This window comes from Xanthomonas sp. WHRI 10207 (genome assembly GCF_040202975.1).
GTDB lineage: Bacteria > Pseudomonadota > Gammaproteobacteria > Xanthomonadales > Xanthomonadaceae > Xanthomonas.
In genome coordinates, this window is record NZ_JBEGDX010000001.1 from 783,734 (window position 1) to 796,342 (window position 12,609).

Here is a 12,609-nt window from a genome sequence, read left to right on the forward strand (position 1 = left end):
CCGCTGCGGCACCCCAACCGGCAACAGACAACCGGCACGTCATGCCGGCGTTGCGCGACGCATGCCAAGCGCAGATCCGCTCCCGGGCCTAACACGGGCCTGACCGCGACCGCCGATAACCCTTGCATCGGCCGCAATCGTTGCTCTCAGCCTTTCTGGGCTGCGATCCAGCGCTGGATCTTGTCTTGCAGGATCTCCAGCGGCACCGAGCCATCCTTGAGCACTTCGGTGTGGAAGGCGCGGATGTCGAAGCGCGGCCCCAGCTCGCGTTGCGCCTGCTCGCGGAGCTGCGCGATCTTCATTTCGCCGACCTTGTAGGCCAGCGCCTGACCGGGGATGGCCATGTAGCGGTCGACTTCGGCTTCGGCGTCGGTGCGGCTCATCGCCGAGTTGTCCAGCATGTAGTCGATGGCCTGGGTGCGGGTCCAGCCCTTGCTGTGCAGGCCGGTATCGGCGACCAGCCGGATCGAGCGCCACAGCGCATTCTGCAGATAGCCGTAGGTGTTGTACGGGTCCTGATACAGCCCCAGCTCGCGCCCCAACGACTCGGCATACAGGCCCCATCCTTCGATGTAGGCGGTCTCGCCCCCGAGCCGACGGAACTTGGGCAGGTCGGTCAGCTGCTGCTGCAGCCCAAGCTGGTAATGGTGGCCGGGAATCGCCTCGTGCAGGTACAGGCTCTCCGCTTCCCAGGTCTTGCGCGAGGGCAGGTCGGAGGTATTGACGTAGAAGATGCCCGGCGTGGCGCCAGTGCTGCCACCGACGCTGGGGCGCATGTACGAGCCGCTGGCCGCCGCTTGCGCGCGCTGCGGTTCCACCGCGCGCACTTCCAGCGGCGGCATGTCCTGGCTGGCGAACAGGCGCGGCACCGCGCCTTGCACGCGTCCCTGCAGGCCACGGTAATACCCCAGCAGCTCGGTCTCGCTGCGGAAGCTGAAGCGCTTGTCGGTCTGCATGAACTTGTAGAACTTGGGCAGGTTGCCGCGGAACTTGACCTGCTTGGCCAGCGCGGCGATCTCGCCCTGCAGGCGCGCGACCTCGTCCAGCCCGATCTGATGGATCTGCTCCGGGCTCAGGTCGGAGGTGGTGCTCTGACGCACGTCGTAGGCGTACCACGCCGCGCCGTTGGGTAGCGCCGCCAAGCCATCGGTGTCGCGGCAGGCGGGCAGGTATTCGGTGGCGATGAAGCCGCGCAGCGCGCGATACGCCGGCAGGATGCGCACCTCGATCATCCGCTTGTACTCGGCGGTGAGGCGCTGCTTGTCGGCCTCGGGCATATCGGCCGGCAGGTTGCGGATCGGCCCCCAGAACAGGCTGTCTTCGGCGCTGCGCGCAATGATCGCATCCAGTTGCGGCAGCACTTTCTGCATCAGCACCTTGGGCTGCACCACGCCGGCCTGCATGCCGGCGCGCATGTTGGTGATGGCCTGGTCGAACAGGTCGGGAATGCCGAGCGCACGCCGCGACCAGTTGTCGTAATCCTTGACCGTCTTGAACGGCTGCGCGCCGGTGCCGGAACCGAGCACCACCGCAATGCTGGCGATGTTGTAGAACTGGTTGATCGGCAGCATCCAGCTGGGGAACTGCTCGGCGGCCAGCGCACTGCGCGCATCGCGCACGAAGATCTGGTAGCTGAGCAGGTCCTGCCCGCTCAGGCCGTCCGGCCCCAGCGCTTCGGCCTTGCCCAGCCACAGCACGGTGAAATCATGCGATTGCTGGCGGAACGCTGGCGAGAGGAAGTTGGGCAGCTGGTCGTTGTAGCGGCTCTCGCCCTGGAAGGTGGCCTGCAGCGGATTGAGCTTGAGCGAGGCGTCCCAGTACTGGTCGTAGAGCAGGTTGAGCTGCTGGGCCTTGGTTAGCACCACTGGCGCGGCGACCGCGCGTGGCCTGGCCTTGGCGGCCTTGCTGCCCTTGGCGGTCCTGGAGGCCTTGGCCGCCGGCTTAGCGGTCTTCTTGCCTTTGCTCGCCTTCGCGCGCGTTTGCGAGGTCTGTGCCTTGGCGGTCTTTTTCTTGGCCGCATCGGCGGGCGCTGCCACTGACAGGCTCAACACAGCGGCGAGGACCAGCGACAGCAGGCGGGAAAAGCTGAGGGGCATTACCGGCTCCGGAAACAAGCGAGCGGGGAGCTTGCCCGATCCGCACCGTTACGGCCAGCTATCCGGGGCATGCGGCGCACATGCAATTCAGATGCGGCACGGGCAGGCGCAGTGCATCGCTGGAATGGTGCGCTGCGATAACGCACCGCGCAGCGTGCTGCAACGGGCACTGCCGGCCACGGGCAGGCAGTGGGTGGGCGAGTTGCCGCCTTAAGAACGGCTCACAAAACCTAGCGAGCAGTCGTCAGGTGGGTGTGGACGTCGCGCTCAGAAGCGGCATGTACGCGTGGTCCATGCCGCACCGAACACCGGCCGCGCCCGCCTGGTGGCTGCCCAGTTGCTTTGCTAGCTGCGCTTAATCGGCAGCGGCTTCTTCGCGCAGCTGCTCGGCGCGATCGGCGCCCAGATACGCGCTGATGGCGCGCCGCGCGACGTACAGCAGTGGAATCAGGGCGATCGCAAAGCCCATCTTGTAGATGTAGTTGAGCGTGCTCACCGCCAGGAACTGGTCGATAGACCAATGCTGCGGGCCAAGCACGAAGGCGATGTAGATCACCACGAAGCTGTCCACCAACTGCGACACCGCGGTGGAGCCGGTGGCACGCAGCCACACGTGTTTTTCGCCGGTGACCTTGCGGATGCGATGGAACACCGACACGTCGATCAACTGGCCGAACAGAAACGCCACCAGCGAGCCGCCGATCGTCCACAAGCCCTGCCCGAACACCGCGGCGAATGCAGCCTGATAGTCCGGCACACCCTGGCTCTGTGCTGCGGTCACCCACCAGCCGGCCGGTGCCAGGGCAATCGCCGCGAACGCAAACACGAAGCCGTAGCCGATCAGCGCCACCGCCACCCACGAGATGAAACGCACCCCGCGGCTACCGAAGAACTCGTTGATGGTGTCGGTCATGATGAACACCACCGGCCATAACAAGGTGCCGGCGGTGAAGCTGAGCGAGCCGGTCTGGCCGAACAGGTTCCAGTTCAGCGGTGCGATGCCGAGCGTGTCTTCCAGCGCGAAGATCTTGACGCCGATGAACTCGGCCAGCGCCGCGTTGACGCAGAAGAACGCCGCCAAGGCAATGAACAGGCGGACCGCACGATCGTCGAGGGTACGCGTGTGTGTCATGGCGTCAGCGATCCGCAGTACGGGTGAAGGGAACCGACTCCGGCGAAACCGCGCCGCCGGAGATGATGAAACTCATTGCCTGATCCACAGTCCAGTCGGTGGGCGTGAGCAGCTCGACTGGTACGATTTCCAGATAGCCGGAGGTGGGGTTGGGCGTGGTCGGCACATATACCGCCGCCAGCTCGCGGCCGGTGCCTTGCTCCTTGATCACGCGCGTGACCAGGCCGACCGACTTCATATCGCGATGCGGGAAGTCGATCAGCACCACGCGCTGTGTGCTGCCGGGCTGGGTCTGCAGGATGTCGAGCAATTTGCGCGCGCTGTCGTAGACCACGCTGGCCAGCGGGATGCGCCGCATGATCGCCTCGAACCAGCGCAGCAGACGCTGGCCAATCACCCGCCGGCTCAGGATGCCCACGAACAGGATCGCCGCCACCGTGGCGACCAAGGCGATGGTGTTCTGCACCCACAGCGCCTTGATCCAGCCCAGGTAATCCGGAAACGAGGCGGCGATGCGCCCGGACAGCGGCACCACCCACGGGCTGCTGATGCCAGAGAGCAGCGAGAAGACGAACTTCACCACCACCCAGGTCAGCCAGACCGGCAGCAGGGTGAGCAACCCGGTCAGAAACACGCGTTGCAGGGAAGGGCGGGTGTGCGGAGTGGGGGATTCAGACATCTGCGTAGTGTAGGCATTCGGCCGCGTCCGGTGCAGGGGAGGCCGGGATTCGGGATTGGGCAGTGGGGATTGGTAAAAAACTGCGTGGTCATCAGACACACCAGCGCTGAAAACCAACATGCCGCGTCCTTGCGGGACGCGGCATGTGATCGAGCAACGACTTTTTAAAACAAAACGCAGGCACATCGAGTCAGCGCAGTGCAGCGCGCTGACCAAACACCGTGTTTAGAAGCGGAAGTTCAACCACCCCATCACGAAGGTCGAATCGCCGTAGCCGGCTTTTTCCAGCGCTGGACCGGCCATCAGGTGCTCGGCGCGGAAGGTTACCGACCAGTTCGGATCGATGTTCCAGGTGGCGTTGATACGCGGCATGGTGCCGATGCGACGCTCGCCGGTGCTCTGGGTGCGTGCGTAGGCGCGTGCCTGGTTGTTGTAGATCGCATCGCTGGTGGTCTGGCGCCACAGGGTTTCCCATTCCAAATTCACGGTGAGCTTGGAGGTGGGCGAGAACGTGAATGTCGGCGCGGCAGTGACCAGGTTCACCGGGCCGAAGAACGTGGCCCAGCTGAAGTAGATCGTGTTGCCATAGAGGAAATTGTTATTGCGCAGCGTCCCAGTGCCGGACGTGCCGCCGCCGCCGGAGGCGATTTCGCTATGGAAGCCCAGGCGCGGTTTCCAGCCGCTGTCGCTCAGCGTCCACGCATTGGAAGTGCTGGCCATGTAGGCGCGCAGGTCGCGTCCGCCGAAACTGCCGCGCTGCACGGTCACGAACGAATCGGTGCGCAGCTTGCCCACGTTGCCCCACAACCGCAGGCCGTAGTAGTTGCGATTTTCTTCGGCAGTCTGGCGGCCCCAGAGCTGATTGTCGTTGCGGAACTGGTAGAAGAACGGTTCCAGATACATCGGCTTGGCGGTCGGCAACCGATAGCCACCCACCACGCCGCGGAAATGCCGCGAGCGGTCGATGCGGTCGTCGCCCAATCCTTCGGTGCCATCCAGGTTGAAGTTGAAATCGAACACATCCACGCGGGTCTTTTCGCCGATGGCCCAGGCGCGCACACCGTTGAAGGTCACGAAGATATCGGTGTTGTCGCGCAGCGCCATCAATGTGGTCGGGCCGTCGACGAACACCTGACGGCCGACACGCAGGCCGGTGTCGGCGCCGCCGATGTTGCCCTTCACGTCGAAGAACACCTGTTGCAGGATCGCGTTGTTTTCCTGGGTGCCGGTCTTGGCGCCTTCGTTGCGTCCATCCAGGCTGCCGTGCGCCAGTTCCGTATACAAACGGAAGTGCTCGCCCACATGCAGGTCCGCACCGAAGAACGCGCGGAACAGGTACTGCTGCTGCGAATGGCTGCCGGGAATCAGACCGGGATTGGTGATGGTATTGCTGCGCACGCGCAGCTCGTTGCTGAGCGAGACGTAGACATCGCCCGACGCATTGAGCGGGATGTACTTGAGCGGGTCGAACGGGCTCTTGCGCTTGGACGGATCCTTCAGATACGACCAGTCTTCGGCCCAGCGCACCTGCCACATGTTGCCGCCCTGCTTGGCGCCCCAGCCCTGCGCTTCGAGCGGATAGCCCTTGGCGGTGGCGGGCGCGGCGGTGACCGGCGGCTTGGCGGGTTCCGGCTGGGTCTGTTCGGCATTGGCTGGCGCCGGTTGTGTTTGCGCAAAGCCCAGTACCGGCAGCGCCAACCCGATCGCAAGGCACAGGCGCCGGGTGGCTCCAAAAGAAGTTTCAGCCATGGCCGGCTGCGCCAAGCGTGTCAATTGCATCGTGTTGCCCCATCGAAAAGTGAAAAACCCCTGAGCGAAACTTATCGGCACGGGGGACGTCGACTGTAGTAAAGCCGCGCCAGAAAGGCAGTAACCCAAAGGTTCTAAGCTCATGAACGCACTAGGGTTTGCGCAGGCGAGCGCTAGTGGAGCGGGGATTGGGGATTGGGCAGTGGGGATTCGCAACGGCGGCGATGCGGGATGCGGTGACTTCATTGCGATACCAACAATTGCTCAAGCGTGGCTGGCCGACCAAGCCTCGGCCTTGGCCTTTGCGAATCCCCACTGCCGACTCCCCACACCCCGCCCATGACTACCGGCACATTCGCTATAGCTAGGTTCTACATAGCATCACCTTCGACCTAGCGGAGATGACCGATGACCGAGCCGGATGTCCACCTACGCAAATTTCAGAAGGAGCTGAGCGCCGGCACCGTGTCGCTGGCTTTGCTGGCGGTGCTGGCCCAGGCCGACGAACCGCTGTACGGCTATCTGATTGCCAAGCGGCTCGAGCATCTGGAAGGCGTGCTGAGCGGCAAGCAGAGCGCCTTGTATCCGGTGTTGCGCAATCTGGAAGGGGCGGGACTGTTGCACAGCCATATCGAGCCGTCCGCATCGGGGCCGCCACGCCGCTACTACCGCATTACCGACAGCGGGCGTGACTGCCTGCGCCAATGGACCGCCGCCTGGCGCGCCACCCGTGATTCCGTTGATTCAGTGCTGCAGGGGACACACCCATGATGACGACCGTACCGACACGTCCGTTGCCGACCACCATTGCCGACTACCTGCTGCAGCTGCGGCAGGCGCTGGTGGGTGCCGACCCGGCGATGATCCAGGATGCGCTTTACGACGCCGAAGAGTATCTGCGCGCCGAGCTTGCCGAACAGAGCGGCAAGAGCGAAGCCGACGTCATTGCAGGGGTTGCCGCCAGCTACGGTGCGCCCGATGAAGTGGCCGAGATCTATCGCGAAACCGAGGTCACGGTCAGCCGCGCGTTGCGCCCGCCACTGCCGCCCAAGCGTCCTTCATTGATCGGCAAGTTCTTTGGCGTGGCCGCTGACCCGCGCACCTATGGCGCACTGTTCTACATGTTGCTGTCGCTACTCACCGGCGTGTTCTATTTCACCTGGGTGGTCACCGGGGTCAGCCTGTCGCTGGGCCTGTTGATCCTGATCATCGGCGTTCCGCTGCTGGTGCTGTTCTTCGGCTCGGTGCGCGTGTTGTCGCTGGTGGAAGGACGCATGGTGGAAACCCTGCTCGGGGTGCGCATGCCGCGTCGCCCGCAACATCCGGGCGTGCAAGGCGGCTGGCTACAGCGCATCGCTGCGATGTTTACCGACCTGCGTACCTGGAGCACGCTGCTGTACTTCGTGTTGATGCTGCCGCTGGGCAGTGTCTACTTCACGCTGTTTACTACTCTGCTAAGCGTGTCGTTGACGCTCACTGCTGCGCCGCTGGCGCTGTTCTTCGATCAAGGAATGTCCATCACCTGGGACGGACAGGTGATCGTGATGCCGCTGATGGTGGTGCCGTTGTCTCTACTGGGGGTGCTGTTGCTGTTCGTCACCCTGCATGCGGCACGCGGGATAGGCACGTTGCACGGCATGCTGGCCAAGCATCTGCTGGTCAAAAGTGGTGATGCGGAGGCGTGATGATCGAGAGTGGCGTGCAACACCCGCGTGGCCTTAGCGCAGCGCACTTTGCATGACACGGTTTAAATTGCCTCTCGATTTTTCAGCATAAAAAAAATCCCCGGACATGCCGGGGATTTTTTGTTGTGCAGATCAGGCGCGCTTGCCGCGTTTGCGGATGGGAGTGACGGTGGCCGGGTCGCGGCTGCCGACGGGGTCTGCGTCATAGCGCGCAATGAACTCGCGCACCTGCGGGTAGACCACTTCGCGCCAACGACGGCCGCTGAAGATGCCGTAATGACCGGCACCTTCCACCACCAGATGGCGGCGGTGCGCCGCATCGATACCGGTGCACAGATCGTGCACCGCTTCGGTCTGGCCGAGGCCGGCGATATCGTCCAGTTCGCCCTCGATGCTCAACAAGGCGGTGTTGCGGATCGCCGACGGCTTGACCAGCTGGCCGTCCACTTTCCACTTGCCCTGCGGCAGCAAGAAGTCCTGAAACACCACGCGAATCGTGTCCAGATAGTATTCGGCCGGCATGTCGAGCACGGCGTTGTACTCGTCGTAGAACTGCCGATGCGCCTGCGCATCCTGCAGATCGCCCTTGACCAGATCGGTGTAGAAATCCCAGTGCGACATCACGTGCCGATTGGGGTTCATCGACAGGAAACCGGCGTGCTGCAAAAAGCCTGGATACACCTGGCGGCCATGTCCCGGATACGGGAACGGCACGGTGTGGATCAGGTTGTTCTGGAACCACTCGATGCCGTTTTCCGTTGCCAGGTTGTTGACCTGGGTGGGGCTGCGGCGTGCATCGATCGGACCGCCCATCATCACCAACGAGCGCGGCGTGGGCTCATCGTTGGTCGCCATCAACGACACCGCCGCCAACACCGGCACGGTGGGCTGACACACGCTCACCACATGCAGGCGCTCGGCGCCGATATGGCGGATGAAGTCCTGGATATAGGTGATGTAGTCCTCGAGTCGGAACGCACCGGCCTCCAGCGGCACCATGCGCGCGTCCACCCAATCGGTCACATAGACCTTGTGGTTGCGCAGCAGGGTGCGCACGGTGTCGCGCAGCAGCGTGGCGTGATGGCCGGACAACGGCGCCACCACCAGCACGGCCGGTTGCTCCTTCATCTTGCCTATCAGCTCGACGTGGTCGCTGAAACGCTTGAAGCGCAGCAGGCGACAGAACGGCTTGCTCAGCACCTCGCGTTCGATGATCGGCAGCGAGTGGCCGTCGACCTCGACATCGTCCAGCGCCCAGGCAGGCTTTTCGTATTCCTTGCCCAGCCGATGGAACAGCTCATTGCTGGCCGCCATGCGTTCGGCGCCGGGAAGCGAGGCCCACAGACTGTCGGGGTCGGAAAACATCTTGGCGTTCGCCTGGGCCTGATGCACCCAGGGGGCTAGCAGATTGCGGGTCAGCTCATGCAGTTGATAAAGCATTCCACCCATCCGTGCGGTTTTGCTGCCGCGCAGCATACCGGGTTTGGCGCATTTGCACCTTAATGGGGCTCCGGACGGTAGACGCTGTCACAGAAGCTAGGGCATGCGTAAGCAGCTTTAGCTGCCGCTGGTCGTGGTCTTTCGAGCGGCTTCGCACGGCTTGAAGATCGCGTTCGCCGGCGGGGTAAGCCTCTGTCTCCCTGCCGGAGAGGGGGGGGCGGGTACGGGCGAAGCCACATGTGCATCCAACTTTCTGTGGCTTCGTCCGTACACTCATCCGCCCCAGCGAGCTGTTCCTTCTCCCGGTGGGAGAAGGAACAGCTCGCTGGGCTGGGAGATCGCGCTCGCCCGCAGGGTAACGGCGGGTCTGACAGGAGTAAGCCCTTCTCCCTGCGGGAGATTGGTGAGGGTACGGAGCGACGCTACACACGATAACTGCCTCAAACAGCCAACGCTGCGTCAACCATGCTCCAGCGCCGACGCCTCACCTGCCAACTGCGGCGACAACCAGCAATGCGAACCCAGCGCGGCGAAGCCGACGCTGGCAAAGCGTTTGCGATACCAGCGCGCCGGGCGTGGCTGAAAGCCGTCGTGATCGCCTTCGAACGCGTCTTCCTGCGCAAACGTCTCCAGAAACGCCACGCCTGCGCACATGTCGGCCAGCCCCGGCAGGCCCTGGTTGAATTCGCGCGTGGGCACGTAATGCAGCACGTCCGAGCAGATCAGCAGGTCCACCGGTGCGCAGGGACGTAGCCAGGCGAAATCGCCAAAGCGGGCAGGGTGGATCTGACGGCTGCGTCCGTAGCGCTGCAAGGCGTATGCGCTGCTGTCGAAGCCCAGGTAGCTGAGCTTGGGTCGCAGCGCCAGCAAGGGGGCGCGCCAGGCAGCTTCGCCGCAGCCGATATCCAGCACGCTGCGGATCGGCCGCTCCAGGTAGTACTCGGCCTGTGCGACGGCGAGTGCGACCTTGCGTCGCAGCCGGGCCGGGTCGGCCAGCCCGGCATCGCGGTACCAGCGGCGGAAATACTGGGCGTCGTACTGTTTTTCGTCTGACTGCTGCATGGGGCTCAGCTGCTTTCGCGTGCGCGGATAGGTGAAAATGCGGGTCATCCTACGCGAGCCAGCGGAGCCAGCGCATGACCCTGTATTTGTGGATCAAGACCTTCCATCTGTTGTTCGTGATCGCCTGGATGGCAGCGGTGTTCTACCTGCCGCGCATTCTGGTCAACATCGCCGAAGCCGGCAGCGAACCCTCCGTGCGTGCACGGCTGGTGCTGATGGGCCGCCGCCTCTACAGGTTCGGCCACAGCATGCTCGGTCTGGCGCTGCTGCTGGGCGCGGTGCTGTGGCAAGGCTACCGGGTGATACCGGATTTCCCCACGATGGTGACCGGCGGCTGGCTGCACGCCAAGCTGTTCGCGGTGGCACTGATCCTGGCGCACTACATCGTGGCCGGACGCTGGCTGAAGGGCGTGGATCAGGGCCGTGCGGTCCCGAGCGGTCGGGCGTTGCGCTTGTTCAACGAGGTGCCGGTGATTCTGCTGGTCGGCGTGATCTGGCTGGTGCTGGCCAAGCCTTTTTAAGCGGTGATGCGCGCAAGGCGGCGTGGAGCGGCTACTCAAGACATGGCGAGCAGTGGTGCGGTAGGCGTGGACGGCGCGCCATGAGCCGGAGTATCCGTGTGGTACAGGCCGCGCCGCGCAGCAGCCGTGCCTGCCTGGCGGGGAGCGCAGTAGGCTTGCTAGCTGCTCTTGGCGTCGCCTCGTCGGCACGCGCCAGGTGCTGAAGTCGCCGCGACGCAGGCACATCGACGGATGCCGATGCATTCGCTGGAAAAAACACTGCGGGCTGGCGTAGCACTGCCTGCAGTGCAGCCGTGCGCTGCACGCTCTGCAGCGATCGCGCAGCACATCCGGACAAGCAACACGATGCTCGTCATTGGCGATATCCCGCAGCGGAGTGCGATTGGCTTGCACTCCATCTACGCAGCGAGTGCGCCAGCATTGCGACGGATAGGTGCACGCAAAACGCAGGCCTGACTCAGGCGATCGAACTCAACTCGCTCAGACCCTTGCGTGCCTGATCGATCCAGCTGCGTTGCTCGCGCTGGTAATGTTTGGGCGAGGCCGCAGCGCGACGCACCACCTGGTCGAACACGGCCTTGGCTTCCTCCGGGCGCGCGGCGCGTTTTAGTAGCTGCGCGTAGCGCACGCGTGCTTCTTCGCCTGGGTAGCCCTGCACCAGCGTCTCGTATTCGTGCAGCGCTTCTTCGATGGTGCCGCTGCTTTCCACCGCGCGTGCGTACAGCAGATGCCCGTCATGCGAGCGGAAGTTGGGGTTCGCGGCGATCAAGGCATCCAGGGTCTGGCGTGCCTGCGCGGCATTGCCAAGACCGAACTGCGCCTGCGCCAGCCCCAGCATCAGGTCCGGGTCGTCGCGATACAGGCCACGCAAGGCGCCTTCGTACACCTCGGCGGCCTGCGCATAGTTGCCTTGTTCGAGCAGCGTGCGTGCCAGCTGGCGGCGGTTTTCCGGGGTGTCGGAGACATCCAGTTTGCGGGCGGCATCGCGCTGGTCGCGCTGCGGGTCCAGCTTCCGGCGCACGCGCTGCAAACCACGCCGTGCGGTCGGGTCGTTACGCATGTCCGGGATGACCGCGACAAACGCGTAGATCAACACGGCCAAATACGAAAACGTCAGCAGGATCAAGATCCAGTACAGCGGCCGGCCGCTGCGTACGACATGCACGCAGCAGGCGATTTGCAACACGATCGACAGCAGAATGAGTGGGCTCATGCCGGTAGGAGTCCTTGTCCCTGGTGCAAGTTCCTTAAGGCTCCGCCACGCGGAGCCGCAGGATTCAGTTTCCTTCGTAGGCGCCGTAGCTGCGCAGACGCTCGTAGCGTTGTTGCAGCAGTGCCTCGACCGGGATTTTCTCCAGCGCGTCCATCTCGTTGAGCAGCACGGCCTTCAGGCGCTTGCCCATCTGTTCGGGATTGCGGTGTGCGCCGCCGGTAGGTTCGCGGATCACCTTGTCGACCAGTCCCAGGCCCTTGAGGCGCTTGGCGGTGAGGCCGAGCTGTTCGGCAGCGTCCTTGGCCTTGCCCGCATCCTTCCACAGGATCGAGGCGCAGCCTTCGGGCGAAATCACCGAGTAGGTGCCGTACTCCAGCATCAGGGTGCGGTCGCCGACACCGATGGCCAGCGCGCCACCGGAGCCGCCTTCGCCGATCACGGTGCAGATCACCGGGACTTTCAGCTCGGCCATTTCCAGCAGGTTGCGCGCGATCGCTTCGGACTGGCCGCGTTCTTCGGCACCGATGCCGGGGTAGGCGCCGGGGGTGTCGATGAAGGTCAGCAACGGCAGACGGAAGCGCTCGGCCAGCTTCATCAGGCGCAGCGCCTTGCGGTAACCCTCCGGACGCGGCATGCCGAAATTGCGCGCCACCTTGGTCTTAGTATCGCGGCCCTTCTGGTGCCCGATGATGACCACCGGGCGGCCGTCGATACGGCCCAGGCCACCGACAATCGCCTTGTCGTCGGCATAGGCGCGGTCGCCGGCCAGTTCCTGGAATTCGTCGCAAATGGTGTTGATGTAGTCCAGCGTGTAGGGGCGCTGCGGGTGGCGTGCCAACTGCGAGATCTGCCACGACGACAGGTCGCGGAAGATCTGTGCGGTGCGCACGCGAGCCTTGTCGCGCAGCGCCCGTACCTCGGTCTCCACATTGACTGCAGGCCCGGTACTGGCGTTGCGCAGTTCCTGGATCTTGGCTTCCAGATCGGCGATGGGTTGCTCGAAGTCGAGGTAGTTAGGATTCATGCAATGGC

The 12,609-nt window shown here is 64.0% G+C and carries 11 protein-coding genes and 2 other RNA genes; 3 read left to right on the forward strand and 10 right to left on the reverse strand.

The features are described 5' to 3' along the window. Window positions 1-146 precede the first annotated feature (146 nt). The 5 genes from ABQU90_RS03505 to ABQU90_RS03525 form a co-directional block, all read right to left on the reverse strand. Window positions 147-2,096, reverse strand: coding sequence for a DUF885 domain-containing protein (locus ABQU90_RS03505; RefSeq protein ID WP_323522004.1), 1,950 nt, complete (start codon window positions 2,094-2,096; stop codon window positions 147-149). Window positions 2,097-2,314: 218 nt separating this feature from the next. Next, a non-coding RNA gene (locus ABQU90_RS03510) (sX9 sRNA) lies at window positions 2,315-2,391 on the reverse strand. Window positions 2,392-2,451: 60 nt separating this feature from the next. Beyond that, window positions 2,452-3,228: a queuosine precursor transporter gene (locus tag ABQU90_RS03515; RefSeq protein ID WP_055845187.1), complete on the reverse strand. Its 777-nt coding sequence runs from the start codon at window positions 3,226-3,228 to the stop codon at window positions 2,452-2,454. 4 nt (window positions 3,229-3,232) lie between these two features. Further along, complete coding sequence (locus ABQU90_RS03520; protein ID WP_055845184.1) at window positions 3,233-3,907, reverse strand: DUF502 domain-containing protein; 675 nt, start codon at window positions 3,905-3,907, stop codon at window positions 3,233-3,235. 225 nt (window positions 3,908-4,132) lie between these two features. Beyond that, on the reverse strand, window positions 4,133-5,686 hold the full coding sequence (locus ABQU90_RS03525) for an alginate export family protein (RefSeq protein WP_055845180.1): 1,554 nt from the start codon (window positions 5,684-5,686) through the stop codon (window positions 4,133-4,135). A gap of 378 nt (window positions 5,687-6,064) precedes the next feature. Here ABQU90_RS03525 and ABQU90_RS03530 point away from each other — a divergent pair, with 378 nt between their 5' ends. Together ABQU90_RS03530 and ABQU90_RS03535 are read left to right on the forward strand one after the other, a co-directional pair. Continuing rightward, complete coding sequence (locus ABQU90_RS03530) at window positions 6,065-6,427, forward strand: PadR family transcriptional regulator (protein WP_055845177.1); 363 nt, start codon at window positions 6,065-6,067, stop codon at window positions 6,425-6,427. After that, the gene (locus ABQU90_RS03535) at window positions 6,424-7,341 is read left to right on the forward strand and encodes a sensor domain-containing protein (protein WP_407078737.1); all 918 of its coding nucleotides are present in this window, start codon (window positions 6,424-6,426) and stop codon (window positions 7,339-7,341) included. Before ABQU90_RS03530 ends, ABQU90_RS03535 begins: the two co-directional genes overlap by 4 nt. A gap of 132 nt (window positions 7,342-7,473) precedes the next feature. Here ABQU90_RS03535 and ABQU90_RS03540 read toward each other — a convergent pair whose 3' ends face one another. Then, the gene (locus ABQU90_RS03540) at window positions 7,474-8,817 is read right to left on the reverse strand and encodes a polyhydroxyalkanoate depolymerase (RefSeq protein WP_005993627.1); all 1,344 of its coding nucleotides are present in this window, start codon (window positions 8,815-8,817) and stop codon (window positions 7,474-7,476) included. 423 nt (window positions 8,818-9,240) lie between these two features. Continuing rightward, complete coding sequence (locus ABQU90_RS03545) at window positions 9,241-9,843, reverse strand: methyltransferase (RefSeq protein WP_161963024.1); 603 nt, start codon at window positions 9,841-9,843, stop codon at window positions 9,241-9,243. 74 nt (window positions 9,844-9,917) lie between these two features. Between ABQU90_RS03545 and ABQU90_RS03550 the strand changes: the two genes are divergently transcribed. Next, a complete protein-coding gene (locus ABQU90_RS03550; protein WP_115512148.1) occupies window positions 9,918-10,364 on the forward strand; it encodes a CopD family protein in 447 nt (148 codons plus the stop codon). A gap of 30 nt (window positions 10,365-10,394) precedes the next feature. Here ABQU90_RS03550 and ABQU90_RS03555 read toward each other — a convergent pair. The 3 genes from ABQU90_RS03555 to ABQU90_RS03565 all read right to left on the reverse strand — a co-directional run bounded on the left by ABQU90_RS03555 (window position 10,395) and on the right by ABQU90_RS03565 (window position 12,601). Beyond that, a non-coding RNA gene (locus ABQU90_RS03555) (sX9 sRNA) lies at window positions 10,395-10,471 on the reverse strand. Between the two features lie 350 nt (window positions 10,472-10,821). Beyond that, window positions 10,822-11,577, reverse strand: coding sequence for a tetratricopeptide repeat protein (locus ABQU90_RS03560; protein ID WP_055845166.1), 756 nt, complete (start codon window positions 11,575-11,577; stop codon window positions 10,822-10,824). 64 nt (window positions 11,578-11,641) lie between these two features. Beyond that, the gene (locus tag ABQU90_RS03565) at window positions 11,642-12,601 is read right to left on the reverse strand and encodes an acetyl-CoA carboxylase carboxyltransferase subunit alpha (protein ID WP_055845163.1); all 960 of its coding nucleotides are present in this window, start codon (window positions 12,599-12,601) and stop codon (window positions 11,642-11,644) included. Window positions 12,602-12,609: the final 8 nt, after the last annotated feature.

Coding starts and splice junctions, on each gene's coding strand:
- ABQU90_RS03505 (WP_323522004.1), bottom strand. CDS start 2,096: ATGCCCCTCAGCTTTTCCCGCCTGCTGTCGCTGGTCCTCGCCGCTGTG.
- ABQU90_RS03515 (WP_055845187.1), bottom strand. CDS start 3,228: ATGACACACACGCGTACCCTCGACGATCGTGCGGTCCGCCTGTTCATT.
- ABQU90_RS03520 (WP_055845184.1), bottom strand. CDS start 3,907: ATGTCTGAATCCCCCACTCCGCACACCCGCCCTTCCCTGCAACGCGTG.
- ABQU90_RS03525 (WP_055845180.1), bottom strand. CDS start 5,686: ATGCAATTGACACGCTTGGCGCAGCCGGCCATGGCTGAAACTTCTTTT.
- ABQU90_RS03530 (WP_055845177.1), top strand. CDS start 6,065: ATGACCGAGCCGGATGTCCACCTACGCAAATTTCAGAAGGAGCTGAGC.
- ABQU90_RS03535 (WP_407078737.1), top strand. CDS start 6,424: ATGATGACGACCGTACCGACACGTCCGTTGCCGACCACCATTGCCGAC.
- ABQU90_RS03540 (WP_005993627.1), bottom strand. CDS start 8,817: ATGCTGCGCGGCAGCAAAACCGCACGGATGGGTGGAATGCTTTATCAA.
- ABQU90_RS03545 (WP_161963024.1), bottom strand. CDS start 9,843: ATGCAGCAGTCAGACGAAAAACAGTACGACGCCCAGTATTTCCGCCGC.
- ABQU90_RS03550 (WP_115512148.1), top strand. CDS start 9,918: ATGACCCTGTATTTGTGGATCAAGACCTTCCATCTGTTGTTCGTGATC.
- ABQU90_RS03560 (WP_055845166.1), bottom strand. CDS start 11,577: ATGAGCCCACTCATTCTGCTGTCGATCGTGTTGCAAATCGCCTGCTGC.
- ABQU90_RS03565 (WP_055845163.1), bottom strand. CDS start 12,601: ATGAATCCTAACTACCTCGACTTCGAGCAACCCATCGCCGATCTGGAA.